This is a genomic window from Enterobacter sp. V87_3 (assembly GCF_029967835.1).
GTDB lineage: Bacteria > Pseudomonadota > Gammaproteobacteria > Enterobacterales > Enterobacteriaceae > Enterobacter > Enterobacter cancerogenus.
This window is the reverse complement of record NZ_JASCAM010000014.1, coordinates 18,954-44,401: the sequence shown is the minus strand read 5'-3', so window position 1 is coordinate 44,401 and position 25,448 is coordinate 18,954. Positions and strand designations below refer to the sequence as shown.

27 protein-coding genes are annotated in these 25,448 nt (G+C 55.9%); 8 read left to right on the top strand and 19 right to left on the bottom strand.

Annotated features, from left to right (window positions below; all coding sequences use genetic code 11):
- Positions 1-44: 44 nt before the first annotated feature.
- Together cycA and fklB are read right to left on the bottom strand one after the other, a co-directional pair.
- Positions 45-1,457, bottom strand: coding sequence for a D-serine/D-alanine/glycine transporter (gene cycA, locus QLG21_RS06345; RefSeq protein ID WP_006179001.1), 1,413 nt, complete (start codon positions 1,455-1,457; stop codon positions 45-47).
- A 313-nt stretch (positions 1,458-1,770) separates the two neighbouring features.
- Complete coding sequence (gene fklB / locus QLG21_RS06340) at positions 1,771-2,391, bottom strand: FKBP-type peptidyl-prolyl cis-trans isomerase (protein WP_042322538.1); 621 nt, start codon at positions 2,389-2,391, stop codon at positions 1,771-1,773.
- 232 nt (positions 2,392-2,623) lie between these two features.
- Between fklB and QLG21_RS06335 the strand changes: the two genes are divergently transcribed.
- Positions 2,624-3,268, top strand: coding sequence for an OapA family protein (locus QLG21_RS06335; RefSeq protein WP_137849728.1), 645 nt, complete (start codon positions 2,624-2,626; stop codon positions 3,266-3,268).
- Between the two features lie 45 nt (positions 3,269-3,313).
- On the opposite strand, the gene QLG21_RS06330 is transcribed toward QLG21_RS06335, so the two are convergent.
- The 5 genes from QLG21_RS06330 to rpsF all read right to left on the bottom strand — a co-directional run bounded on the left by QLG21_RS06330 (position 3,314) and on the right by rpsF (position 5,832).
- Positions 3,314-4,243 carry a DMT family transporter gene (locus tag QLG21_RS06330; RefSeq protein ID WP_006178998.1) on the bottom strand — a complete coding sequence of 310 codons (930 nt, stop codon included), beginning with the start codon at positions 4,241-4,243 and terminating at the stop codon, positions 3,314-3,316.
- Positions 4,244-4,394: 151 nt separating this feature from the next.
- Positions 4,395-4,844 carry a 50S ribosomal protein L9 gene (gene rplI / locus QLG21_RS06325; protein WP_006178997.1) on the bottom strand — a complete coding sequence of 150 codons (450 nt, stop codon included), beginning with the start codon at positions 4,842-4,844 and terminating at the stop codon, positions 4,395-4,397.
- A gap of 39 nt (positions 4,845-4,883) precedes the next feature.
- A complete protein-coding gene (gene rpsR, locus QLG21_RS06320) occupies positions 4,884-5,111 on the bottom strand; it encodes a 30S ribosomal protein S18 (protein WP_002210155.1) in 228 nt (75 codons plus the stop codon).
- A 4-nt stretch (positions 5,112-5,115) separates the two neighbouring features.
- Positions 5,116-5,430: a primosomal replication protein N gene (priB, locus tag QLG21_RS06315; RefSeq protein ID WP_006178996.1), complete on the bottom strand. Its 315-nt coding sequence runs from the start codon at positions 5,428-5,430 to the stop codon at positions 5,116-5,118.
- A gap of 6 nt (positions 5,431-5,436) precedes the next feature.
- Positions 5,437-5,832, bottom strand: a complete 396-nt coding sequence (rpsF, locus tag QLG21_RS06310; RefSeq protein ID WP_006178995.1) for a 30S ribosomal protein S6 — start codon at positions 5,830-5,832, stop codon at positions 5,437-5,439.
- 342 nt (positions 5,833-6,174) lie between these two features.
- Here rpsF and yjfY point away from each other — a divergent pair, with 342 nt between their 5' ends.
- Entirely contained in the window at positions 6,175-6,450 is a 276-nt protein-coding gene (yjfY, locus tag QLG21_RS06305; protein WP_006178994.1) for a DUF1471 family protein YjfY, read from the top strand.
- Positions 6,451-6,579: 129 nt separating this feature from the next.
- On the opposite strand, the gene QLG21_RS06300 is transcribed toward yjfY, so the two are convergent.
- The 6 genes from QLG21_RS06300 to ulaA are packed head-to-tail and all read right to left on the bottom strand — an operon-like array spanning position 6,580 to position 10,987.
- Complete coding sequence (locus tag QLG21_RS06300) at positions 6,580-7,266, bottom strand: L-ribulose-5-phosphate 4-epimerase (protein WP_006178993.1); 687 nt, start codon at positions 7,264-7,266, stop codon at positions 6,580-6,582.
- Positions 7,253-8,119: an L-ribulose-5-phosphate 3-epimerase gene (locus tag QLG21_RS06295; RefSeq protein WP_006178992.1), complete on the bottom strand. Its 867-nt coding sequence runs from the start codon at positions 8,117-8,119 to the stop codon at positions 7,253-7,255. The genes QLG21_RS06300 and QLG21_RS06295 overlap by 14 nt, the downstream gene beginning before the upstream one ends.
- 9 nt (positions 8,120-8,128) lie before the next feature.
- Complete coding sequence (ulaD, locus tag QLG21_RS06290; protein ID WP_042322516.1) at positions 8,129-8,779, bottom strand: 3-keto-L-gulonate-6-phosphate decarboxylase UlaD; 651 nt, start codon at positions 8,777-8,779, stop codon at positions 8,129-8,131.
- A gap of 12 nt (positions 8,780-8,791) precedes the next feature.
- Complete coding sequence (ulaC, locus tag QLG21_RS06285; RefSeq protein ID WP_006178990.1) at positions 8,792-9,259, bottom strand: PTS ascorbate transporter subunit IIA; 468 nt, start codon at positions 9,257-9,259, stop codon at positions 8,792-8,794.
- 9 nt (positions 9,260-9,268) lie between these two features.
- Positions 9,269-9,574, bottom strand: a complete 306-nt coding sequence (ulaB, locus tag QLG21_RS06280) for a PTS ascorbate transporter subunit IIB (RefSeq protein ID WP_006178989.1) — start codon at positions 9,572-9,574, stop codon at positions 9,269-9,271.
- Between the two features lie 12 nt (positions 9,575-9,586).
- On the bottom strand, positions 9,587-10,987 hold the full coding sequence (gene ulaA / locus QLG21_RS06275) for a PTS ascorbate transporter subunit IIC (protein ID WP_088208712.1): 1,401 nt from the start codon (positions 10,985-10,987) through the stop codon (positions 9,587-9,589).
- A 359-nt stretch (positions 10,988-11,346) separates the two neighbouring features.
- On the opposite strand from ulaA, the gene ulaG reads away from it, so the two are divergent.
- Together ulaG and ulaR are read left to right on the top strand one after the other, a co-directional pair.
- Positions 11,347-12,411 carry an L-ascorbate 6-phosphate lactonase gene (gene ulaG, locus QLG21_RS06270; RefSeq protein ID WP_137849729.1) on the top strand — a complete coding sequence of 355 codons (1,065 nt, stop codon included), beginning with the start codon at positions 11,347-11,349 and terminating at the stop codon, positions 12,409-12,411.
- Positions 12,412-12,521: 110 nt separating this feature from the next.
- Positions 12,522-13,277 carry an HTH-type transcriptional regulator UlaR gene (gene ulaR, locus QLG21_RS06265; protein WP_006178986.1) on the top strand — a complete coding sequence of 252 codons (756 nt, stop codon included), beginning with the start codon at positions 12,522-12,524 and terminating at the stop codon, positions 13,275-13,277.
- Here ulaR and yjfP read toward each other — a convergent pair.
- A complete protein-coding gene (yjfP, locus tag QLG21_RS06260) occupies positions 13,274-13,996 on the bottom strand; it encodes an esterase (RefSeq protein ID WP_137849730.1) in 723 nt (240 codons plus the stop codon). The genes ulaR and yjfP overlap by 4 nt on opposite strands.
- Before the next feature lie 137 nt (positions 13,997-14,133).
- Between yjfP and bsmA the strand changes: the two genes are divergently transcribed.
- The 3 genes from bsmA (at position 14,134) to QLG21_RS06245 (ending at position 16,990) form a co-directional block, all read left to right on the top strand.
- Entirely contained in the window at positions 14,134-14,463 is a 330-nt protein-coding gene (gene bsmA / locus QLG21_RS06255) for a biofilm peroxide resistance protein BsmA (RefSeq protein ID WP_006178984.1), read from the top strand.
- A gap of 148 nt (positions 14,464-14,611) precedes the next feature.
- Entirely contained in the window at positions 14,612-14,887 is a 276-nt protein-coding gene (yjfN, locus tag QLG21_RS06250) for a DUF1471 family protease activator YjfN (RefSeq protein WP_167519818.1), read from the top strand.
- A 171-nt stretch (positions 14,888-15,058) separates the two neighbouring features.
- Positions 15,059-16,990 (top strand): methyl-accepting chemotaxis protein, encoded by a 1,932-nt coding sequence (locus QLG21_RS06245; protein ID WP_282484077.1) that lies wholly within the window; start codon positions 15,059-15,061, stop codon positions 16,988-16,990.
- On the opposite strand, the gene QLG21_RS06240 is transcribed toward QLG21_RS06245, so the two are convergent.
- Positions 16,987-18,609 (bottom strand): isovaleryl-CoA dehydrogenase, encoded by a 1,623-nt coding sequence (locus tag QLG21_RS06240; protein ID WP_137849732.1) that lies wholly within the window; start codon positions 18,607-18,609, stop codon positions 16,987-16,989. The two genes, QLG21_RS06245 and QLG21_RS06240, sit on opposite strands and share 4 nt — an antisense overlap.
- 193 nt (positions 18,610-18,802) lie before the next feature.
- On the opposite strand from QLG21_RS06240, the gene QLG21_RS06235 reads away from it, so the two are divergent.
- The gene (locus QLG21_RS06235; protein WP_137849733.1) at positions 18,803-20,077 is read left to right on the top strand and encodes an MFS transporter; all 1,275 of its coding nucleotides are present in this window, start codon (positions 18,803-18,805) and stop codon (positions 20,075-20,077) included.
- A gap of 82 nt (positions 20,078-20,159) precedes the next feature.
- Here QLG21_RS06235 and rlmB read toward each other — a convergent pair whose 3' ends face one another.
- The 4 genes from rlmB to QLG21_RS06215 all read right to left on the bottom strand — a co-directional run bounded on the left by rlmB (position 20,160) and on the right by QLG21_RS06215 (position 25,358).
- Positions 20,160-20,891, bottom strand: a complete 732-nt coding sequence (gene rlmB / locus QLG21_RS06230; RefSeq protein WP_006178978.1) for a 23S rRNA (guanosine(2251)-2'-O)-methyltransferase RlmB — start codon at positions 20,889-20,891, stop codon at positions 20,160-20,162.
- 69 nt (positions 20,892-20,960) lie between these two features.
- The gene (rnr, locus tag QLG21_RS06225; RefSeq protein ID WP_137849734.1) at positions 20,961-23,402 is read right to left on the bottom strand and encodes a ribonuclease R; all 2,442 of its coding nucleotides are present in this window, start codon (positions 23,400-23,402) and stop codon (positions 20,961-20,963) included.
- A 38-nt stretch (positions 23,403-23,440) separates the two neighbouring features.
- Positions 23,441-23,866, bottom strand: a complete 426-nt coding sequence (gene nsrR, locus QLG21_RS06220; RefSeq protein WP_058609530.1) for a nitric oxide-sensing transcriptional repressor NsrR — start codon at positions 23,864-23,866, stop codon at positions 23,441-23,443.
- 193 nt (positions 23,867-24,059) lie between these two features.
- Positions 24,060-25,358: an adenylosuccinate synthase gene (locus tag QLG21_RS06215; RefSeq protein ID WP_282484076.1), complete on the bottom strand. Its 1,299-nt coding sequence runs from the start codon at positions 25,356-25,358 to the stop codon at positions 24,060-24,062.
- Between the last annotated feature and the right edge of the window lie 90 nt (positions 25,359-25,448).

Sequence of the window (25,448 nt, the reverse complement as noted above, 5' to 3'; positions counted from 1 at the left end):
CCTTCATGAAGTCCGAATTCGGCCACACCTGGTGTGGCCTTTTTTTACTTACGCATGCCAGCCATACGTTTTTTGCCGATAAACAGCCAGCCCAGCCCCAGCGCGATAAACCACAGCGGCGTGACGATCAACGCCTGACGGGTATCATCTTCCAGCGTCAGCAGCACCAGCACGAACACGAAGAAGGCCATGCATACCCAGCACATCAGCTTGCCCAGCGGCATCTTGTAGATTGATTTCTCATGCAGATGAGGACGCTGTTTGCGGTACACCAGATAGGAGCACAGGATGATGGTCCAGACGAACATGAACAGGATCGCCGAGACCGTGGTGATCATCGTGAACGCCCCGATCACGCTTGGGTTAACGTAGAGCATCACCACGCCGCCCAGCAGGCAGATACAGGAGAAGGTCAGCCCTTTCGCCGGTACCGCGCGCTTAGAGAGTTTGGCAAACGCGCTCGGCGCGACGCCTTCCTGCGCCAGACCAAACAGCATACGGCTGGTCGAGAACACGCCGCTGTTGGCAGACGAGGCCGCTGAGGTCAGTACCACGAAGTTAATCAGGCTCGCTGCCGCAGGCAGCCCCACCAGCACGAACAGCTCTACGAACGGGCTCTTGGTTGGCACCACCGAGCTCCACGGCGTGACGGACATGATAATAATCAGCGCGAACACGTAGAACATGATGATACGAATCGGAATCGAGTTGATGGCGCGCGGCAGGGATTTCTCCGGATCTTTAGTTTCCGCCGCCGTGGTCCCGACCAGCTCAATCCCCACGAACGCGAATACCGCAATCTGGAAACCAGCAAAGAAGCCGCTGATGCCTTTCGGGAACCAGCCGCCGTCATTCCACAGGTGAGCAAATGACGCCTGAACGCCGGTTGGTGACTGGAAGTGTGTCAGTACCATCACCAGGCCGACCACGATCAGCGCGACGATAGCGACGATTTTGATCATCGCGAACCAGAACTCCATCTCACCGAACATTTTTACGGTGGCCAGGTTCAGGCTCAGCAGCAGGACAATCACCGCCAGCGAGGCCACCCAGTCCGACAGACCGGGGAACCAAAATTGTGCATACGCCGTGATGGCAACGACGTCCGCCATGCCGGTCACTACCCAGCAGAACCAGTAGGTCCAGCCGGTGAAATAGCCTGCCCAGGGGCCGAGCAGATCGGAAGCAAAGTCGCTAAAGGATTTGTATTCGAGGTTCGAGAGCAGCAATTCACCCATTGCACGCATCACGAAAAAGAGCATAAAACCGATGATCATATAAACGAAGATGATCGACGGCCCGGCAAGGCTAATGGTTTTGCCCGACCCCATAAACAGCCCGGTACCGATGGCACCCCCAATGGCAATAAGCTGGATATGACGGTTTGTGAGATTTCGCCGTAGCGACTGTTCAGACGCCGCCTCTTCAGCGGCGGCGACTTTAACCTGATCTACCATGTGATATTTTCCTGTATATGCCTGTCTGTGTTGTTAAGGCTCTTCTGGCCTTTAAATACGTCAAAAAATGACGGTCCCTGCGTAAGGACTCATCGATATTAGGTAAGAATCGGCGGGATGAATACTATGATTTGGATATTATGTTAATAATATGTTTAAAGTGAGTGTCATATCACTCATACAACGCGAAACAGCTCACAAAAATACACGCAACTGTTTTGTTTGCAAGATAAAATGTTGATTCCGGCGTAACTATAGGTTTTCTCGCTATTTTCCTCTCCCCGGGCGGAGAGAGGAAAATAAGAAAAGCCGATTACAGGATTTCCAGCAGCTCGACTTCAAAGACCAGGGTGCTGAATGGCGGGATGGATGCGCCTGCACCACGTTCACCATAGGCCAGGTTCTGAGGGATAGTCAGTTCCCATTTAGAACCCACTGGCATCAGGGTCAGCGCTTCGATCCAGCCTGCGATAACGCCGTTGACCGGGAATTCAGCCGGTTCACCGCGCTGTACGGAGCTGTCGAACACGGTGCCGTCGATAAGCTTACCGGTATAATGTACGCGAACGTGGTCGGTACGCGCCGGGATAGCGCCGTCGCCCTGCTTGATCACGCGGAACTGCAGGCCAGACTCGGTGCTGTTCACGCCTTCACGCTCACGGTTTTCTTCCAGATATTTCACGCCATCTGCTGCCATCTCTTCGAAGCGCGCGCGACGCACGGCGTCAGCACGTTCATGAATTTCACGCAGCGCGCGGTGAACAACGTCAACCGGAACGGCCGGGTGATTGCCTTCCAGCGCGTCAGCGATACCCGCCACCAGCGCTTCCGGTAACAGACCTTCCAGGCCGGATTCGCTCAGCTGCTGTCCTACCTGCAAGCCGATGCCGTAGCTTGCCTGCGCTTCGATAGTGTCAAAAGTCGGGGTGGTCATGGGTTTTCCTTCCATCACATTTAAAGTAGCGGGCAGCATATCAGCCATGCTCTTATGGGTAAAACTTTGTCTTAAGTAAAGGTGACAAACCGCAGCGAAACAGAAACAATAGAGGGGACCAGGATTAATCCCGAACTGATGTCACGGATGTCGGGTTTGCCACGCCGTTCAGGCAGTTAGCGAACTATACTTCGGAGCACAGGATAAAAAGACGCGGAGCAGGAGGAGAGCCATGCCCGGGCGATTTGAACTGAAACCTACCCTGGCGAAAATCTGGCATGCGCCGGACAATTTTCGCCTCATGGACCCGCTGCCTCCTCTGCACCGCAGAGGGATCATTATTGGCGCGCTGCTGGTCATCATTGGCTTCCTGCTTCCTTCGGGGGGCGACGACGCCGACACGGCACCCGTTACCCGCAATGCGCAGCTGGATATCCAGTCCCAGACCCGGCCGCAGCCAGACTCGCAGCCGATGCAAACTCAGCTTGTTACGCCGTCCAACGATCCGGGTCAGATGGCACCGGTCGAACCTGAACCTGTTCAGGAAGAGCAGCCCCAGGATCAGGCCGCTGCGCCCGTTGAACCTCAGGCTCAGCAGCCAACCGGCATTGAGCAGCAGTGGCGCTCTTATCGCGTAGAGCCGGGTAAAACGCTGGCCCAACTGTTCCGCGACCACAACCTGCCAGCGACAGACGTTTACGCCATGGCGCAGGTAGAAGGCGCGGGTAAACCGCTCAGCAACCTGCAAAACGGCCAGATGGTGCAGATCCGCCAGAACGCCAGCGGGGTGGTCACCGGCTTAACGATTGATACAGGAAATGGTCAGCAGGTGCTGTTTACCCGCCAGACGGACGGCAGTTTTATCAGAGCACGTTAATTCCGCAGGCCGGGTAAGGCGAAGCCGCCGCCCGGCATTCTGTTCTCAGGCACGCCGCTTATTCACCCACCAAATCCCCGAACAGACCAGCACCAGCGCAATCGCATATTTGATATCAAGAATGTTTTCACCGAGGAAGATAGCGGACAGCACAGTGCCCGCCACCGGCACCACAAAGTTGAACGGGGCAATCATGCTCACGCGGTTCACCTTAAGCAGCACGCTCCACAGGGCAAATGCCACGGATGACAGCAACGTCAAATACCCCAGCACCGCCGCGGCGGTGAAGCTGTGCACCTCCAGCGTGCCGCCCGTTACATATCCGCCGATTACCAGCACAAGGCCGCCAATCGCCAACTGCCAGCCCGTCATCACCGTGGGGTCGACGGTCTGGGAGATGCGTTTCCCGTAGAGCGTCGCCGCCGACAGAATAAAGGCGGCCAGCACCACGAACCCGTCGCCGTTCCAGACAAAGTGGAACTCACTTAGCCCGCTGTGAAAATTCACCAGCATTACGCCGGCAAACCCGAGAATACAGCCAAGCGTTTTGTTATAGCTCAGCTTGTCGTTGTGGTAGATAAAGTGCGCCAGAAGCACGCTGAAAAACGTCCCGGTCGCATTCATGATCGAACCGTTAACGCCCGTGGTATAAGCCAGGCCGATATAAAAGAAGGTGTACTGAATCGAGGTCTGGGTCAGGCCAAGGATCGTAAGCTGACCAAACTGTGCAGGCGTAAGCCTGGCAATGGGCTTTCGCTGTGCCAGCGCAAAGAGCAGCAGCAACGCACCGGCAAACAGGAAACGGTATCCGGCAAAGACCACTTTTGACGGGATATCATCTGTCGCAATCTGGAAAAGTTCGTAGCCGCTTTTAATCGCCGGGTAGGAGCTCCCCCAAAGCAGACAGCAGAGCGTGGCGCAGGCATAGGCTACGTGTCGACGGGCAAAGACGGGCACAGGCAGAGCGGTATCCATGGCAAATCTCAAAGATAAAATGGCGTTTCAATTTATTATCAAGAATGCGCCAGGAATGGCTGCCCTACAAGGATAAAAGCGAAATTCTGAGAGGTCTGAAAAGCAAAACGCCGGCACAAGGCCGGCGATTTGACGTGAGCAGAGTAAAAAATTACTCAGCTACAACGTTAACAACCAGTTTAGCGAACACTTCGCTGTGAACCTGGAAGTCAACTTCGTGCTCACCAGTGGTACGCAGAACGCCGTTCGGCATACGAACTTCGCTCTTAGCCACTTTCACGCCTGCTGCAGTTACTGCATCAGCGATGTCGCGGGTACCGATGGAACCGAACAGTTTACCTTCGTCGCCAGCTTTAGACGCGATGGTAACGGTGCCCAGTGCGTTGATTGACTCAGCGCGAGCGTTAGCAGCCGCCAGAACGTCAGCCAGTTTGGCTTCCAGTTCAGCACGACGTGCTTCGAAAAACTCTACGTTTTTCTTGGTAGCTGGAACAGCTTTACCCTGTGGTACCAGGAAGTTACGAGCGTAGCCCGCTTTAACGTTAACCTGATCACCCAGGCTACCCAGGTTTGCTACTTTATCAAGCAGAATAACTTGCATTACCTTATCCTCTTAAAGTCGTTAATAGACAGCGGCCGATTACTGATGACGATCGGTATACGGCAGCAGGGACAGGTAGCGAGCGCGCTTGATGCAGCGAGCCAGCTGACGCTGGTATTTTGCACGAGTACCGGTGATACGGCTCGGGACAATTTTACCGCTTTCGGTAATGTAGTTTTTCAACGTTGCGATGTCTTTGTAATCAATCTCAACAACGCCTTCCGCGGTGAAACGGCAGAACTTGCGACGACGGAAATAACGTGCCATTTGGCTAGTCTCCAGAATCTATCAAATCAATCTGCTCGGCATGCAGAACCATTTTGCTCAGGCCGTTCTTTGCCTTGTGGCATGAAATGAACCCCTGAACCGTTACTGCGCTACCGACCGTTATACTGTGAGTAATGGCCTGGTTTTCGTGTCCGCTAATGATAACGGGCATTTGGCACCACGCCTGCCGGTGAAACCCGGCTTCCTCTTGCACAGAACGATGCTCAAGCACGAACTGGCAATGCGGAATTCCTGATGGGCTGACCTTTCGAAGGGGGGTCCTGCACACGGTACCGGACAACACCAGACGGTTGGTCATCAGAAATTACTCTTCAGAATCCCCAGCATCAGAATCATCTGCGGTTTCGTTTGCGAAATCATCGCGACGCTCACGGCGCTCGTCTTTCGCTTTAACCATCGGAGATGCTTCGGTCACTGCGTGTTTGGTACGCATAACCATGCTGCGGATAACGGCATCGTTGAAGCGGAAGTTAGTTTCCAGCTCATCGATCGCTTCCTGCGGCGCTTCAACGTTCATCAGAACGTAGTGAGCTTTGTGCAGTTTGTTGATCGGATAAGCCAGCTGACGGCGGCCCCAGTCTTCCAGACGGTGGATCGTGCCTTCTGCTGCAGTGATTGCACCAGTGTAGCGCTCGATCATGCCCGGAACCTGTTCGCTCTGGTCAGGATGGACCATAAAAACGATTTCGTAATGACGCATCGAATTGCTCCTTACGGATTATTCAGCCTCCTGTCTGGGTCAGCCGAGGCCCGGGGAGGCAAGGAACGTGTTAAAGGTCGGCTGAAAAATTGACGCGTCATAATACTTGCGTGCCCCGGGAAACTCAAGCGAGTTGCACAAATAATTCGCACTAAGCGTAAAGCGGGGTTAAGTGGATGATTTAAAATTAATCACATTCATAAGCGCTGTTTTTTTGAACAAGTGCATCAGAAATGGTCACGCATCCCCGTCACAGAAGCGATTACACTTTAATCAACGCCAATCCAAAGACAAAAGGAGAGCACTCACCGTCACACAGCACGCAGTCGTGGAGCGCATATCATGAAAAAGATCGCAATTGCCGTAATGGCTGCGCTTTTGCTCAGTGCAAACGCGATGGCAGCCATCAAGATAGATGGCCGACAGGCCAAAAACATGGATGATGTGCAGAGCTTAGGCGTAATCTACATCAATCATAATTTCGCCACAGAAAGCGAAGCAGATCAGGCACTTAATCAAGAGACCGATGCACAGGGGGCCACCTACTATCACGTCATACTGACGCGTGAGCCCGGCAGCAACGGCAATATGCACGCCAGTGCAGATATCTACCGATAACGCTAGCACCAGGAAAGCCAACAACGAGACATAGCCATGCTTTTATTTGCCCCCTGCCCGGGGGCTTTTTTTGTGAATGGCTCCGGAATACCGCCGGTTACAACTGTTTTGGTATTCCAGAGCACTTATTTACTTCTGCCCGTAATAGGCATTCGGGCCGTGCTTGCGCATGAAATGCTTATTCATCAGGTAATCATCGATGTCGCGCAGCTGCGGGTTAATGCCGCGGGCAATCCACGCCATCTTTGCGACCTCTTCCATCACCACCGCGTTATGCACTGCGTCGTGGGCGTCTTTACCCCATGCGAACGGGCCGTGCTGATAGACCACAATCCCCGGCGTATGCAGGGGCTCACACTCGCCCAACGTGTCGATAATCACCTTCCCGGTATTGAGCTCGTACTCGCCTTCCACTTCGGCCTGCGTTAATGCACGCGTGCACGGAATGTCGCCAAAAAAGTAGTCGGCATGCGTCGTGCCCAGCGCCGGGATCGCCAGCCCCGCCTGTGCCCATGCGGTGGCGTGCGTGGAGTGGGTATGCACCACACCGCCCAGGGAGGGATAACGCCGGTACAGCGCCAGGTGCGTGGCCGTATCCGACGAGGGACGCCAGCTGCCGTCGACGACGTTTCCGTCGAGATCCACCACCACCATGTCGTCAGCCTTCATGACCTCATACGCTACGCCGCTGGGCTTAATCACTATCAGCCCCCGCTCGCGATCGATGGCGCTGACGTTACCCCAGGTGAACGTCACCAGGCCATAGCGCGGGAGATCCATATTGGCTTCAAACACCTGCTGCTTAAGCCTCTGCATGTTCAGCCTCCAGCAACCCTGCCCGGGCCATGCGCTCGCGCACCCAGTCGCGCGCTTTCGCCACTTCAGCCGCCGGGTCTTCCGACGTTTCGCTCCACATCTCAATCAGGTAGGGTCCGCAATAGCCGGTCTGTTTGAGCGTTTCGAAGCAGCGCTCGAAATCCACCACCCCGGTGCCGAACGGCACGTTTTTGAACACACCAGGGCGGGTGTCTTTAACATGCACCGCCACGATATGCCCGATGCCCGCCTGCAGCTCCATCTGTACGTCGTTATCCCACGCCGATAAATTGCCGATGTCCGGGTAGAGCTGGAACCATGGATTGTTCAGATAATGGGCGTAACCAAGCGCTTTGCTGATGGAGTTCATGAGCGGGTAGTCCATGATCTCCATAGCCAGCGTCACCTGCGCGCGGCTTGCCATCTCAACGCTCTCTTTCAGGCCGTCCCGAAAGCGTCGGCGCGTTTCGTCGTTGGCTTCCTGATAGTAAACATCGTAACCCGCCAGCTGGATCACGCGGATACCGACATCCTGCGCGAAACGAATGGCTTTCCGCATAATCGCCAGACCTTCAGCGCGTACCGCATCATCTTCGCTGCCAAGCGGAAAACGGCGGTGGGCGCTAAGGCACATGGACGGCACGCGTACGCCGGTTTCCGCAACCGCGTTCACCAGCGCCAGGCGCTGCTCGCGGCTCCAGTCGAGGCGTGCCAGACGCGCGTCCGTCTCGTCCACAGACATTTCGACAAAATCAAATCCCAGCTGTTTTGCCAGCTGCAGCCGCTCCAGCCAGCACTCCCCCGCAGGGAGTGCCTTTTCATAAATGCCAAGCGGGACCTGTTTAGACAACATATCCGCTCCTTAGCCCCAAAGCTGAGCGATTGAACGTTTGAACTGGCGCGCGGCTTCTACCGGAGACGCCGCATCACGGATGCTACGGCCCGCAATAAAGACGTGAATCGGAATGCCCTTGAACAGCGGCAGATCTTCCAGCGCCAGGCCACCGGTCACGGTGACTTTAAAGCCCATGTCCGCCAGTCGTTTAATCGCGCTGATGTCGGCCTCGCCCCAGGCAACGCCCGCAGCCTGCGCATCGCGGCTGCGGTGATACACCACCTGTTGAATACCGGCATCGCGCCACTCCTGCGCCTGTTCCCAGGTCCAGAAGCCGGTTAGCTCAATCTGCACGTCGCCATTAAACTCTTTCGCCACGTCCAGCGCCCCTTTGGCGGTGTTGATATCCGCACAGCAGATCACGGTGACCCAGTCCGCGTTGGCTTCAAAACACATACGGGAGAGAATTTTGCCCGCATCGGCAATTTTGGCATCGGCCAGCACGATTTTGTGCGGATAAAGCGCTTTCAGGTCACGAACGGCGCGGACACCTTCGCCCACGCACAAAATGGTGCCCACTTCGATAATGTCCACTTCTTCCGCAATCAGGCGGGTCGTTTCATAAGCGTGAGAGAGCGTCTGGTTGTCCAGCGCAACCTGCAACATCGGTAATGCCATGATAAATTCCTCTTAAACGGCCGCCGCAGTGGCGTGATCAATTAAATCCAGGACGTCCTGCGCGGTACGGCAGGCACGTAAACGGTCAAAATTCGCTTCGTCATCAAACAGGTTGACGATCTGCATGATGCCGACCTCCTGATGGGTGTTGGCATCGACAGCCGCCATGGTGATCAGGATGTCGACCGGGTCGTTATCTTCATGGTTGAACGCCAGCGGCGTTTTCAGTGTTACCAGCGCAAAACCGGTTTTTTTGACGCCCTCTTCCGGACGTCCATGCGGCATCGCCAGCCCTGGCGCAATGACGAAATAGGGACCATGCTGCTCAACCCCGTCGAGGATCGCCTGGTAGTACCGCGGTTCGACAACGTCGGCGTTAACCAACAGATCCACACCAAGCTTCACCGCCTCTTGCCATGTGCTGGCCTCGGCCTGTAAAAGAATGGAATTATTCTCTGCCAGCGAATCACGTAGTTTCATGTGGCGTCCTTACTTCACGTCTTGAGGGAAGTGTTCTTTGATTACGTCCAGCAGCTTTGGACCGAAATCAGCCGGCGAGAGCATGTTGCGCACGCCCACCACATGCTTGTTGCCCGTCACGGTGATTTCACCGGCGATATGGGTAGAGGCGATGATGATGTCCGCGCCGTTCAGTTCACTTTTGTATTCACCCACCGCGCAGCTGTTCACCGTGTGGTCAATGTTTGACTGGGTTAAAAACTGATCCACTTTCATCTTCATGATCATGGAGCTACCTTGCCCATTGCCACACACAGCCAGGATACGTACGGTCATAATCGAAACTCCTTAGTGAGCAGAAACTTCTGCTGTTTGTTTTTCCGCATCTTCTTCAGCTCGCAGCGTACGGCCAGCGAAGAACATATAAACCAGTGCAATCAGGATGATGACGGCCATAAAGACCAGCCCAACGGAGGCGAAGCCCTGCATCATTGGCGGCGCCAGAATTGACCAGTCGGCCATACCCATCCAGGCGCTCATGCCGGTGAGCTTGACCGCCCACACGCAGCCGAAGATCTCAACCATGCCCATCACCAGACAGATCTTGAGCGCCGCGCGCCAGCCGCCGAAGTGGTTCGCAAAGACGCCGATCGTGGCGTTGGAGAAGAACATCGGGATAAAGCCAGGAATGATCAGAATGGACGAGCCGCAACCCACCAGGATACCCACCGCAATCAACTGACCGATGGTGCCCCACATAAAGCCCCAGACCACGGCGTTTGGCGCGAAGCTATAGATAGCTGCACAGTCAATTGCCAGCACTGCGCCAGGGATCAGCCGCTGAGAGATACCGTTAAAGGCCTCTGACAGTTCAGCGACGAACATGCGCACGCCCTGGGTGATGATGAAAATGGCGACGGCGAAGGAGAAACCGGTCTGCAGGATATAGACCGTCCAGTGGGTTTTGCCCGCCATCGCCTGCACCACGTCAATGCCAAAGGAGAGCAGAATGGCACCGAAGAAGATCGTCATTACAATCGCCGTCGAGACGATGTTGTCGTGGAAAATATTAAGCCAGCCGGGCAGCTTGAGGTCTTCGACGCTCTCCTCTTTTTTGCCCAGGTACGGCGCAACTTTATAGGCGATCCATGAGGCAAACTGCTGCTGGTGGCCGATGGAGAAGCCGCAGCCGTCGGTCACTTCCTGGGTCGGCTTGTACATCATGTTGGAGGTGATGCCCCAGTAGAGTGACACCATCACCGCCGTGAAGATGATGGTGGTCCACATTGGGTAGCCGAAAATATAGAGGGAAACCGCAATCAGCCCCGCCTGCTGAAACATGATGTGGCCCGTCAGCATGATGGTGCGAATGCCCGTTATCCGGCGTAGCAGCACATAAATGATGTTCAGCGCCAGCGCGAGCAGAACCGCATAGCCCACCCAACTGTAGGCATCACCCATACGATCAATGGTGGCCATCATGGAAGCGTAAGTATCTGAGATCGCACCGTTAATGCCGTACACTTCCGACATTTTGGCCACCACCGGTTTAAAGGTGCCGGTCAAAATGCCCGACCCTGCCTGCAGCAGCATGAAACCGATAATGGTTTTGATGGTGCCTTTGATGATGACGCTAACGCTTTTACGCAGAAGGATGTAGCCCAGGCACGTCACGATACCCAGCAGCAGCGGGGCGTTGGTCATTACCTGATTAAAGAACACGGTAAAGACGTTGTAGAGGATCTCCATAACTCTCTCCAGAAAAGGGTAACACGAGGGGCAAACCCCGGGTGGTTGGTGCCATCACTCTATTAATCACAAATAATCACCACAAGATTGCATTTGATTATTTGTGACGCATCACGCAATTTATTTCCACATCAGCAGTAATGATTTTCACTTCCAATTCTCAAGAATAATTTTATTCTTATATTTCATTGAATTAACCATAAATACTTGATGCTTTAACAACTCAAAAACGGATGTGCAGTGGAATTCACCGGAAAAATAGCTGCAATTTAGCCATTGCAAACCGAATCAAAGAGTGCCAGCATTAATCATATCAAATCACAATATGATTACTTTTGATTGAACGCAGGAGTCGAACGATGAGTAAAGTGAACACCATCACCCGTGAATCATGGATTCTGAGCACCTTCCCGGAATGGGGTTGCTGGCTGAATGAAGAGATTGAGCAGGAACAGGTTGCGCCTGGCACCTTTGCAATGTGGTGGCTCGGCTGCACGGGGATTTGGCTGAAATCTGAAGGCGGCGCCAACATTTGCGTCGATTTCTGGTGTGGGACGGGCAAACAGAGCCACGGCAACCCGCTGATGAAAAAGGGCCATCAGATGCAGCGCATGGCAGGCGTCGAAAAACTTCAGCCGAACCTGCGCACCACGCCGTTTGTGCTTGATCCTTTCGCCATTCGCCAGATCGACGCCGTGCTCTCCACCCACGATCATAACGATCACATCGACGTCAACGTCGCTGCCGCAGTGATGCAAAACTGTGCCGATGATGTTCCTTTCATCGGGCCACAGACCTGCGTCGATTTATGGATCGGCTGGGGCGTGCCAAAAGAGCGCTGCATCGTCATGAAACCGGGCGACGTGGTGAAAATCAAAGATACGGAGATCCACGCGCTGGATGCCTTTGACCGCACGGCGCTTATCACGCTGCCTGCCGACCAGAAAGCCGAAGGCGTGCTGCCGGACGGCATGGACGAACGTGCGGTGAACTACCTGTTCAAAACACCGGGCGGTTCGCTGTACCACAGCGGCGATTCACACTACTCCAACTACTACGCGAAGCACGGTAACGAGCATCAGATTGACGTTGCGCTCGGCTCCTACGGCGAAAACCCGCGCGGCATTACCGATAAAATGACCAGCGCCGATATGCTGCGCATGGCGGAAGCGCTGAATACCAAAGTGGTGATCCCGTTCCACCACGATATCTGGTCAAACTTCCAGGCCGATCCGCAGGAGATCCGCGTGCTGTGGGAGATGAAAAAAGATCGTCTGAAGTACGGCTTTAAGCCGTTCATCTGGCAGGTTGGCGGCAAGTTCACCTGGCCGCTGGATAAAGACAATCTTGAATATCACTATCCGCGCGGATTCGATGATTGCTTCACCATTGAACCAGACCTGCCGTTCAAATCATTCCTTTGATTGATGCGCCCCGTCGCCAGGCCCAAAGCCTGGCGATTTTCCATTTATCTTAGTAATTTCATGCTATTTCAAATATCATCTTTTCAAATCAATACTTATCGGAATAGCTCATGACGGAAGCGCAACGACATCAAATATTACTGGAACTCCTGGCGCAAACGGGGTTTATCACCGTCGAAAAAGTGATTGAACGTTTAGGGATTTCCCCCGCAACGGCACGGCGAGATATCAACAAGCTGGATGAGAGCGGCAAGCTCAAGAAAGTCCGTAACGGTGCAGAAGCCATCAGCCAACAGCGCCCGCGCTGGACGCCGATGAATATTCATCAGGCGTTGAATCATGATGAGAAAGTGCGTATCGCCAGAGCGGCGTCGCAGCTGGTTAACCCGGGCGAAAGCGTGGTGATTAACTGCGGTTCAACGGCGTTTCTGCTGGGCAGGGAAATGTGCGGTAAGCCGGTGCAGATCATCACCAACTATCTGCCGCTGGCCAACTACCTTATCGATCAGGAGCACGAAAGCGTGGTGATCATGGGCGGCCAGTATAATAAGAGCCAGTCGATCACGCTGAGCCCGCAGGACAGTGAAAACAGCCTCTACGCCGGGCACTGGATGTTTACCAGCGGTAAAGGGCTAACCACCGACGGCTTGTATAAAACCGATATGCTGACCGCCATGGCAGAACAGAACATGCTTAACGTGGTCGGTAAGCTCGTTGTTCTGGTCGACAGCAGCAAAGTGGGCGAGCGCGCAGGTATGCTGTTCAGCCGGGCTGAGCAGATTGACATGGTGATCACCGGAAAAAGCGCTAACCCTGAGATCCTCCAGAAGCTGGAAGACCAGGGCGTAACGGTGCTGCGCGTTTAAAGATGCTGGCGGAAAAATGCCACGGTCGCGTCCAGCGCCGTCGGCGTAATGCGGTGCCGCACACCGGCTTCCCACAAACAGGTGAGATTGCTGTCCAGCCCTTCACGCTGTAACGCCTGCTGCAGACGGAACGTTTCGCCGGGCGGCACGACGTCGTCCGCATCGCCATGCCATAACAGCAGCGGACGATCGGCCAGCTGCGCCAGCGCATGGCTGACGTCCCATTCCGCCAGCAACCCTTCAATTTCCTTGGGTGCCTGCGGCGGGAAAAGCGTTTTCGCCAGCGTGGTAAAGTAACCCGATCCCATCAGGCAGGCCACGGCCCTCACCTCCGGATGGTGGGCCATAATGCCCAACGCCGTCATCCCGCCCATGGAGGCTCCCGCGACCGCCAGGCGGTCATCCGCCACCAGCCCTGACTGACGAAGCGCATCACGCAGCCCGGCGAATTCCGTGAGATTGCCGTGCAGGATGTGCCAGAACTGACCAAGCCGGGCCGCCTCGTTACCTGTGAATCGCGCGCCGTGGTCGGGGGCATCCGGCATCACGACGCGAAAACCCGCCTGCGCCAGCGCCACGGCAAAATAGCTGTATACCAGCTTCGATGAGGTAAACCCATGGTAAAAAACCACGGTGGGCAGCGGGTGTTCACCTTTTCCGGCGGGAAAAGCGTGTAATATTTCATTATCGCCGAGGCGTCGTGTTTCAAGTTCAATCATTGTCACTTCTGGGCTACCGGATGATTCATAATGTTGAGAACTGGGTTACGGTTTCACGATATTTTCATTCGAAAATTACGCCCCAGCTAACACTTCGGGAACATTCCCCCAAAACTAAATTTACAGACAACTACACTATGGCTATCAGGAAACGAGATATGGTTATGCGCAGGTTTGCTGCTTTATTGCTGGTCTCTCTGCTTGGCGGCTGTAGCGCGCTGCAGGGCACACCACAACCCGCTCCGCCGGTCACCGATCGCCCGCAGGAAATTCGTCGTAATCAGACGGAAGGATTACAACGAATGGGCACCGTCTCTGCGATGGTGCGCGGTTCCCCGGACGACGCGGAGGAGGCAATCAGAGCACAAGCCGTCGCCGCCAAAGCAGATTATTACGTCATCATTATGGTCGACGAAACCATTATTACGGGACAGTGGTACTCGCAGGCCATTTTATACCGTAAATAACGGCGATCATTTGAACGACATTTACACTGCTTTGCGTCCATAGACATTTTCCTGTCCACAATAAACTCCATGCCAGCAACAATGGAAGTGAGTTTATTCGCGAAGGATTGCCCGGCGGATACCGGAGACATGTGAAATGGAGCTGACAATGAAACGAACTCTTGCTTTAACCTCTCTGTTGCTCTCAGCGGGCCTTGTAAGCACGACCGCGCAGTCGGCGGAATTCGCCAGCGCAGATTGCGTAACGGGTCTGAATGAGATTGGTCATATCTCCGTAAATAATATTTCGGGAAGTCCACAAGACGTTGAACGTGTCGTTGCATTAAAAGCCGATGAGCAGGGTGCGTCGTGGTATCGCATTATCCAGATGCAGGAAGACCATCATGTCGATCACTGGCGAGTACAGGCCATTCTCTATGCATAATCCCTCCCAGTAAAAGCCACTTACTTTTAGTGGCTTTTCATTTTTGCAAATCTTTCATCACCTTATAAGCCGTTAATAAAACAAATAAATAACATCCAGTTACATTTATAGAGTAAATGTTAGCCCTGCTCTGCCGTTGAAAAGCCATACCTTTTTAATAATGAGCAATTTATGATCAGTTTTTTCCGCCGTGCAGGCCTGGGCACTAAGCTATCGCTGCTGACCGGCGTGAGCGTCGCCATTCTGTTTCTGCTGTTCACTTTTCTTCTCAGCCATAAGGCCAGCCAGCAGCTGGAATCACTGGCCGTTGAGGATCTGCATAATCAGTCCACCGGCATGGTGGATATGGTCGAGATGTTCAACACCAGCCTGAGCGAAGAGGTCGAAAGTTATACCCGGCTTTTCACCACCTTTCTTCCGCAACCGTTACATGTCGATTCCGCCGAGAGCAGGACGATCAATGGTTTAACCGTTCCCCTGCTGAAAGGCGGCGAGACCGGGCTGCATGATAACAATGCCCTTTCCGACGACTTCCTCAATCGAACCGGTGCGATTTCGACGCTGTTTGTCCGCAGCGGTAATGACTTTATCCGTGTCGCCACGTCCCTGCGCAAAGAGAATGGCGAACGCGCAATGGGTACCGTGCTGGATACCACCAGCCCGGCGTTTGCCGCCGTCACCAAAGGGGAAGTGTACCGTGGGCTGGCGCTGCTTTTCGGCAAGCGTTATATCACCCAGTATCAGCCCGTCAAAAGCAGTGACGGCCAGGTGATCGGCATTATTTTTGTCGGGGTGGATATCACCCACTCCTGGAACGTCATGCGCGAGAAAATCCTTAACCGTCGCCTCGGTGAAAGTGGACACTTTTTCGTTCTCGATCGCAGCACCGGGAAGACCCGCGGGCACTACCTGTTCCACAACAGCGAAGAGGGACAATTGCCCAAATGGGATAGCGCCACGCAACAGCAGTTGCTGAGCGATACCGCCGGTACGCTGGAGCGGATCAGTGATGATGGCCGCACGCTCAAAATGGCCTACACCCCGCTTCCGGGCTGGAACTGGACCATCGTGGGCGAGGTGGATAAAGCAGTACTGCTCTCAAACGTGAATCACCTGCGCGATCGCTTCTTGCTGGCGGGCGTGGCGTTATCGGTGCTGTTTGCAGGGCTGTTCGTCATGATTATCCGTCGCATGCTTACGCGCCCGTTACGTAATGTGATCCACCTTGCCCGCCTGTACGCAGCAGGCGATCTGCGGGCAAACCTGCCGGTGACGCGCCAGGATGAGGTCGGGCAGCTGATCGCGGCGATCAACGGTATCGGGGATGGCCTGCAAAAGATCGTTATTCAGGTCCGTGAGGCTGCAGGCGACATTCGGACCGGAACCAACGCGCTGGCCAACGATAGCGGCGAAATTTCAGAGCAGATCAACAAGCAGGCCAGCAGCGTAGAAGAGACCTCCGCCAGCATGGAGCAGCTGGCCGCGACGGTGCAGCAAAATGCGGCCAACATGGAGCAAACGCAGCAGCTCGTCGCAGAGACGTCACGCGCGGTGTATCAGGGCGGTGAAACGGTCACCCACGCCGTCGCCACTATGGATGATATTCGTGATGCGTCGAAACGCATTGAAGATATCACGCGTGTGATCGAGTCAATCGCTTTCCAGACCAACATCCTGGCCCTCAATGCGGCAGTCGAAGCGGCGAGGGCGGGCGAGCATGGCAAAGGTTTCGCGGTGGTCGCGCAGGAGGTCCGCGCCCTGGCAGCACGCAGCGCCAACGCGGTGAAAGAGATTGAGCAGCTGATTGGCGACACGCTGAAAAAAGTGGGCGAGGGGCACGCGCTTTCCGAGCAGACTCGCCTGGCGATGGATGCCATCATCGTTCACATCGATAACATCAGCCAGCTGGTGACTGAAATTAACCAAGCCTCCCGCGAACAGTCCGCCGGGATTGGCCAGGTTAACCTGGCCATGACCCACATTGGCGAAGCGTCGCACATCAACGCCGATCGCGTTTCACGCAGCGAGCAAACCGCACACGCGCTGCGCGAGCAAGGGTCGCACCTCACCCGGCTGGTAAGCCTGTTCCAGCTGAAAGATTAACCCACCCTGCCCGTGGCGCGCAGCAGCAGGTCATTTTGCACCTGTTCGCTCATCAGCGTTCCGCCACGGGTATCCAGCATCATGCGACACCACGCCTGCGCCATCGGCGGCGAGGCGTGCCGCAGCATCTGGCTTCCCGCGCCCAGCAAACTGAGCTGGCGGGCAATCTCCCTGCCCTGCGCCTCCTGAGGCTTACGCAGCTTCTGCTGTAGCTGCCGCCAGCTGCGATCGAAGTGGCGATCCTGCCCTTTTACCTGGGCGAAGTCGTCGCTGAGCAGGTCGAGCATTCCCGGCTGCTTCGTCAGGACCCGCAGCACGTCCAGGCACATAATGTTCCCGGAGCCTTCCCAGATGCTGTTCACCGGCATTTCCCGGTACAGGCGTGGCAGTTCGTTATCTTCGCAGTAGCCTGTCCCCCCCAGCACTTCCATCGCTTCCGCCACAAAGGGAATGCCTGCCTTGCATACGCTGAATTTCGCGGCCGGAGTGAAAAGCCGCGCCCAGGCCATCTCCTGCGGATCGGCGCGCTTATCCCATGCGCGGGCAAGACGAAACAGCAGCGCGGTTTGCCCCTCCAGCACCAGCGCCATCCGGCTAAGCACCTCGCGCATCAGAGGCTGGTCGATCAGGTTTTTTCCAAACGTCTGCCGCTGATGGGCATGATACAGCGCCACCGAAAGCGCCCTGCGCATAAGCCCGTGGCTGCCGAGCGCGCAGTCGAAGCGCGTGAGCCCGCCCATTTTGAGGATTTGCCGAACCCCTTCCCCCTCCTCGCCCAGCAGCCAGCCGGAGGCATCCAGAAACTCGGCCTCGCTGCTGGCGTTAGAGCGGTTACCCAGCTTGTCCTTCAGGCGCTCCAGGCGCACGGCGTTGCGCTGTCCGTCAGGCAAGAAACGCGGAACAAAAAAGCAGGATAAACCGCCCTTCGCCTGCGCCAGCACCAGATGAGCATCGCTTTGTGGGACGGAGAAAAACCATTTGTGACCCACCAGACGGTAGCTGCCGTCACTGCATTTTTCCGCCTTCGTGGTATTGCTCAGCACGTCGGAGCCGCCCTGTTTTTCCGTCATCCCCATACCAATAAGCAGCCCTCGTTTCTGCCCACCGGGGGCCAGATGCGGATCGTAGCGGTCACCGAGCAGCGGGTTTCGCCAGCTTTCGAAGGGCTTGGGCAGCGCCTGCAGCAGCAGCGGCATGGCGGCAAAGGTCATGGTGATGGGGCAAAGCGTGCCCGCTTCCACCTGCGCATGCAGCACAAAGCGCGCAGCCCGGGCGACGAAAGAGCCTTTACGCGCCTCCTCTTCCCACGCCAGGTTATGCACCCGGTTGGCGCACAGCCCCTGCATCAGCAGGTGCCACGCGGGGTGGAAACGGACGTCGTCAAGCCGCTCGCCCATCGCATCATAACGCAGCAGTTCGGGCGGGTTCACGTTGGCCAGCCTGCCCAGCTCCAGCGATTCCGCCGTGCCCAGCTGCTGCCCAATGCTGGCGAGAAGATCCATGTCCCATTCGGCACCTTCGCGCGCCACCGCGTCGCGCAGGGCGCAGTCCGAGAGGAAAAGATTGCTGTTAGAGAGCGGGGAAGGTTGATTGAAAACGGTGTGAGTCTGCCAGTGCATACTGTCTCCCTCCTTCAGTGGCAATGAAGATAAGTATGGACAGAGCGCCTGCGGGCTGCATGGGAGTCGGGTCACATGCTGGCGATCGCATTGAAAGGCTTCGTGAAATAGCTCACAGAACATAAGAATAAACTATTTCATGTTAGCGATTTTGTTGAATAATTTATTCTTACTCTTTTCTGCGAGGATCGTTATGCAACCGGATGCGCACAAGCGTGCATTAATTGCAGGCTCCATTGGTAACTTCATCGAGTGGTACGAGTTTGCGGTCTACGGTTTCCTGGCGACCGTGATTGCGAAGAATTTTTTCCAGCTCGACGGTGAAACGGGGCTAACCAGCCTGATCCTCACCTACGCCTCGTTTGCCATCGCCTTCTTCTTTCGCCCGCTGGGCGCGGTGGTGTTTGGCCGTATTGGCGACAAGATTGGCCGTAAACCGACGCTGATTATCGTGCTGGTCCTGATGACGCTCGCCACCGCCGCCATCGGTATTGTGCCGGACTATGCCAGCATCGGGATTGCCGCACCGCTGATCATCACCCTGCTTCGCATCCTGCAGGGGCTGTTTGCCGGAGGGGAATATGGCGGGGCCGTGTCACTGATGACCGAGTTCGCACCACGCGGCAAGCGCGGCCTGTACGGCGCGTGGCAGTCCTTCACCGTGGCGCTGGGGCTGTTAGCGGGTGCGGGCATTGTGGCGCTGCTCTCCGTACTGCTCACTCCCGAGGCGCTCCACGACTGGGGATGGCGCATTCCGTTCTTCCTCGCGCTGCCTATGGGCGCGGTCGCGCTGTGGCTGCGGGTCAGCATGGAAGAGACGCCAAGTTTTGTGCAGCAAAAAGAGAAACCGGCTGTCGCTCAGGCCGACACTGCGGCTACGCTTCGGGCCATCGTGACGGGCATTGGCCGGGTCATGGTGTGGTCCGCAGCGGGCTATACCTACCTGGTGATCATGCCAACCTATCTGCAGTCGGCCCTGCATACCGGATTCAACCAGGCGCTGCTGATTGCGGTGATTTCAAATATTGGCTTTGCGCTCACCATCATTCCGTCGGGGATCCTGAGCGATAAGATAGGACGCCGCACAGTGATGATTATCGCCGCCGCGCTGCTGCTGATCCTCGCCCTTCCGCTGCTCAACATCCTGCAGGCGGAGTCGAGCACGCTGGCCGTCAAAGCCATCGTGGTGCTGATTGCAGGGGGTCTGGTAGGGATGCTGGCGGGGCCAGGTCCGGCCATGCTCTCGGAGATGTTTCCGACGCGCGTGCGCTATACCGGGCTTGGGCTGGCCTATTCCCTGTCGAATGCGATTTTCTCGGGCTGTGCGGGCTTAATCATTACCAGTCTGATTAAAGAGACGGGCAATCTTGATATTCCGGCCTATTACGTAATGGCAACGGCGGTGGTGAGCATTGTGGCGCTGATGACATTGAGGAAGGATGACCATTTGCGGTCGCTGGAGGAGTGAGGTTGTTTTGCCGGGTGGCGGCTTCGCCTTACCCGGCCTACAAAACCGTAGGCCCGGTAAGCGAAGCGCCACCGGGCGAAAATCAACTACGCTGACGCACCGCTTCAAACAGGCAGATGCCCGTCGCGACGGAGACGTTCAGCGACGACACGCTACCTGCCATCGGAATGCTGATCAGCTCGTCACAATGCTCGCGCGTCAGGCGACGCATGCCTTCCCCTTCTGCGCCCATCACCAGCGCCATGCGGCCGGTCATCTTGCTTTGGTACAGGGTGTGATCCGCTTCGCCAGCCGTACCGACGATCCAGATATTCTCTTCCTGCAGCAGACGCATGGTGCGCGCCAGGTTGGTCACGCGGATCAGCGGTACGTTTTCCGCCGCGCCGCAGGCCACTTTTTTGGCCGTCGCGTTCAGCTGCGCTGAGCGGTCTCTTGGTACGATCACCGCGTGGACGCCCGCCGCATCGGCGCTGCGCAGGCACGCGCCGAGGTTGTGCGGATCGGTCACGCCATCAAGGATCAGGAAGAACGGGTTATCCAGCCCGGCAATCAGATCCGGCAGATCGTTTTCCTGGTACTGACGGCCCGGCTTCACGCGCGCAATAATGCCCTGGTGAACCGCGCCTTCACTTTTCTCATCCAGGTACTGACGGTTCGCCAGCTGGATCACCACGCCCTGCGCTTCCAGCGCGTGGATTAGCGGCATCAGACGTTTATCTTCACGCCCTTTCAGAATAAACACTTCCTGAAAACGCTCCGGCGCGCGCTCCAGCAGGGCCTGCACCGCGTGGATGCCGTAAATCATTTCACTCATTGATGGTTCTCATTATGACAATGCTTGTCCCCCTCCCTTTTCGGGAGAGGGTCAGATTAGCAGAGTAGTTTACTCCGCCTGCTGTTTCTTCGCAGCGCGTTTCGCTTTGGTAGCGGCTGCGATTTTCTGGGTCTTGGTGGAAGGCTTCTTCGCTTTCCGGGCATCTTTCTTCGCTGCCTTCGGCTTCTGTTTCTTCTCGCCACGGAAGGCGCTGTCCGGCTCAAAGTTTACCTTTTTACCGGCCTGACGGCGTTTACCGCCCGCGTTGCCGTTGCCGCCTTTCTTCGCTCTTTCACGCTCGGTTTTGCCGACGTTACGCGGCGCACGCTCGCTGGAGATCAGGCTAAAGTCGATTTTACGGTCGTCCATATTGACGGCTTCAACTTTCACTTCCACGCGGTCGCCCAGGCGATAAGTCTGGCCACCGGATTCGCCAATCAGGCGCTGGCCCACCTGGTCGAAGCGGTAGTAGTCGTTATCCAGGCTGGAAACGTGCACCAGACCGTCGATAAACAGCTCATCCAGACGCACGAAGAACCCAAAGCCGGTCACGCTGGCAATCACGCCTTTAAAGACGTTGCCGACCTGATCCAGCATAAAGTCACACTTCAGCCAGTCAGCCACATCACGCGTGGCTTCGTCGGCGCGGCGTTCAGCCATGGAGCAGTGCTGACCAAGCTGCAGCATCTCGTCCATCGAGTAGTGATAGCCGCCGGTTTCGGTGGTGTTACCTTTGTGACCCTGCTCCTGAGCCAGCAGATACTTGATGGCGCGGTGCAGAGAGAGGTCCGGATAACGACGGATCGGCGAGGTAAAGTGCGCGTAAGACTGTAGAGCCAGGCCAAAGTGGCCCCGGTTTTCCGGATCGTAAATCGCCTGCTTCATGGAGCGCAACAGCATGGTTTGCAGCATTTCTGCATCCGGGCGGTCGCCAATGGACTCCAGCAGCTCGGCGTAATCACGCGGCTCGGGCTTGTTGCCGCCAGGCAGTTCCAGTCCTAATTCGGACAGAACGGTGCGGAACGAATTCACTGCTTCCGTCGTCGGCTTATCGTGGATACGGAACAGCGCCGGCTCTTTGGCTTTCTCAACGAAACGTGCCGCTGAGATGTTCGCCAGGATCATGCACTCTTCAATCAGCTTATGCGCATCGTTGCGCTGGGTCTGCTCGATGCGCTCGATACGACGTTCGGCGTTGAAGATAAACTTCGCCTCTTCGCTCTCAAACGAAATCCCGCCGCGCTCTTCGCGCGCCTGATCCAGCGTTTTGTAGAGGTTATGCAGCTCTTCGATGTGCTTGACCAGCGGCGCGTACTGTTCGCGCAGATCCTGGTCGCCCTGCAGCATATGCCAGACCTTGGTATAGGTCAGGCGCGCGTGCGAGCTCATCACCGCTTCGTAGAATTTGTAGCCGGTTAAGCGGCCCTTGGTCGAGATGGTCATTTCGCAGACCATACACAGACGGTCAACCTGCGGGTTCAGCGAGCAGAGGCCGTTGGAGAGCACTTCCGGCAGCATCGGCACAACCTGTGACGGGAAGTAGACCGAAGTTCCACGGCTGCGCGCTTCGTTGTCCAGCGGGGTATTCGGACGCACATAGTAACTGACGTCTGCAATCGCAACCCACAGACGCCAGCCACCACCGCGTTTCTTCTCGCAGTATACGGCATCATCGAAGTCGCGGGCGTCTTCGCCATCGATGGTCACCAGCGGCAGGGAGCGCAGATCCACGCGGCCCACTTTGGACTCTTCCGGCACTTCTTCACGCAGGTTTTCGATTTGCTCTTCAACCGCTTTCGGCCAGACGTACGGGATCTCATGGGTACGCAGCGCCATATCGACGGCCATACCGGTGCCCATGTTATCGCCCAGCACTTCGACGATTTTACCTACCGCTTTGGTACGGCGGGTTGGACGCTGGGTGAGTTCAACCACCACCACAAAGCCCATGCGCGCGCCCATCACCTCTTCGGGCGGAATAAGGATGTCGAAGCTCAGACGGCTGTCGTCCGGCACCACAAAGCCCACGCCCGCATCGGTAAAGTAGCGACCCACAATCTGGCTGGTTTTCGGTACCAGCACGCGCACCACGCGCGCCTCACGGCGGCCTTTACGATCGGCCCCCAGCGGCTGCGCCAGGATCTGATCGCCGTGAATACACATCTTCATCTGTTCGGATGAGAGATAGAGATCGTCTTTACGGCCTTCCACGCGCAGGAAGCCAAAGCCATCGCGGTGCCCAATGACCGTGCCTTTCAGCAGATCGAGACGTTCAGGCAGGGCGTAGCACTGGCGGCGGGTAAAGACCAGCTGCCCGTCGCGCTCCATGGCGCGCAGGCGGCGGCGAAGGGCTTCGGTTTGCTCTTCACCTTCAATGTTTAATTCAACGGCAAGTTCTTCACGATTGGCGGGTTTTTCGCGTTTGGTTAAGTGTTCAATGATGAACTCGCGGCTGGGGATAGGATTCGCGTATTTTTCGGCTTCGCGTTCCTGGAAAGGATCATGTGACATGTCGGTTCCTCCGTTGTCAGCTCCGGTGGAAATTTTCTTCATTCCACCAGCAATAATTTATAAAGCGGTTGATTCTCTTCAACCAAATCGGCCAGCGTGTAGTTATCCAGTTCCTTGAGAAAACTTTGCACGGCCTGAGAAAGCGCCTGTTTCAGGCGACAAGCGGGGGTAATGTGGCAAAATGCGCTGCTGCAGTTCACCAGAGACAAGGGCTCCAGTTCACGTACCACATCCCCAACACGAATACTCTGCGCCGGTTTACCCAGGCGGATCCCGCCATTCTTCCCGCGGACGGCAGCAACGTATCCGGCACGACTAAGTTGATTGATTATTTTGACCATATGATTACGGGACACGCCGTATACCTCTGTGACTTCAGAGATACTTGTCATTTTCCCGGCGGGTAACGACGCCATGTAAATGAGCGCGCGTAAGCCGTAATCGGTGAAACTTGTTAACTGCACATCAACCTCAGGAAATAAGGAAAAACGCGGTCAAACCGCAGAGATATTCATTAATGATGATAAACCAGCCAGCCAGGTAGCGGCTAATTTATTTGACAGACGGGGCGAAAAAGCGGATATCCAGGAGCGGTCGCCGGATGGCGCTACGCTTATCCGGCCTACGGGTCACCCCGCAGGCCAGCAGTCACGAAGATTATGCGTCGAACGGATCGCGCAGGATCATCGTTTCAGTACGATCCGGGCCGGTAGAAATAATATCGATCGGCACTTCGGTCAGTTCTTCAATACGCTTGATGTAATCCAGCGCCGCCTGCGGCAGGCCGCTACGCTCTTTCACACCGAAAGTGGTCTCAGACCAGCCCCGCATGGTTTCGTAGATTGGCTCGATGCCTTCCCAGTCGTCAGCAGCCAGCGGCGTGGTGGTTACTTCGCGGCCATCTGGCATACGGTAACCTACGCAGATTTTCACCTCTTTCAGGCCGTCCAGCACGTCCAGCTTGGTCAGGCAGAAGCCAGACAGGGAGTTGATCTGCACGGCACGACGCACGGCAACCGCGTCCAGCCAGCCGGTACGACGACGACGACCGGTGGTCGCGCCAAACTCGTTACCCTGCTTGCACAGGAACTCGCCGGTCTCATCAAACAGCTCGGTCGGGAATGGACCTGCACCCACACGCGTGGAGTACGCTTTGATGATACCCAGAACGTAATCCACATAACGTGGACCCAGACCAGAGCCGGTCGCCACGCCACCAGCGGTGGTGTTAGAGGAGGTAACGTACGGATAGGTACCGTGGTCGATGTCCAGCAGCGTACCCTGCGCACCCTCGAACATGACGAAATCGCCACGCTTGCGCGCCTGGTCCAGCAGATCGGAAACATCAACAACCATACCGGTCAGGATGTCAGCAATCGCCATGACGTCATCCAGCACTTTCTGGTAGTCAACGGCGTCAGCTTTATAGAAGTTAACCAGCTGGAAGTTGTGATATTCCATCACTTCTTTCAGTTTTTCAGCAAAGGTCGCTTTATCGAAGAGGTCGCCGACGCGCAGACCGCGACGTGCTACTTTGTCTTCGTAAGCCGGGCCGATACCACGACCGGTCGTCCCGATCGCTTTCGCGCCACGCGCTTTTTCACGTGCAACGTCCAGCGCCACATGATAATCCAGAATCAGCGGGCAGGCTTCGGAGAGCAGCAGACGCTCGCGAACAGGAATACCACGGTCTTCCAGGCCTTTCATCTCTTTCATCAGGGCAGCAGGAGACAGCACGACGCCGTTACCGATGATGCTGGTGACGTTTTCGCGAAGAATGCCTGATGGAATAAGATGGAGGACGGTTTTTTCACCGTTGATTACGAGAGTATGGCCTGCGTTGTGACCGCCCTGGTAGCGTACAACATATTTAGCCCGTTCAGTCAGAAGATCAACGATCTTCCCTTTACCTTCGTCACCCCATTGGGTGCCCAGTACGACGACGTTGTTACCCATTTTTTCAAAATCACCGATTGCTTAAAAATGGATTCTACCATCGCTTTTTCAGATATACAGCACTTTTTGACCCTAAAACATGCCAAATCC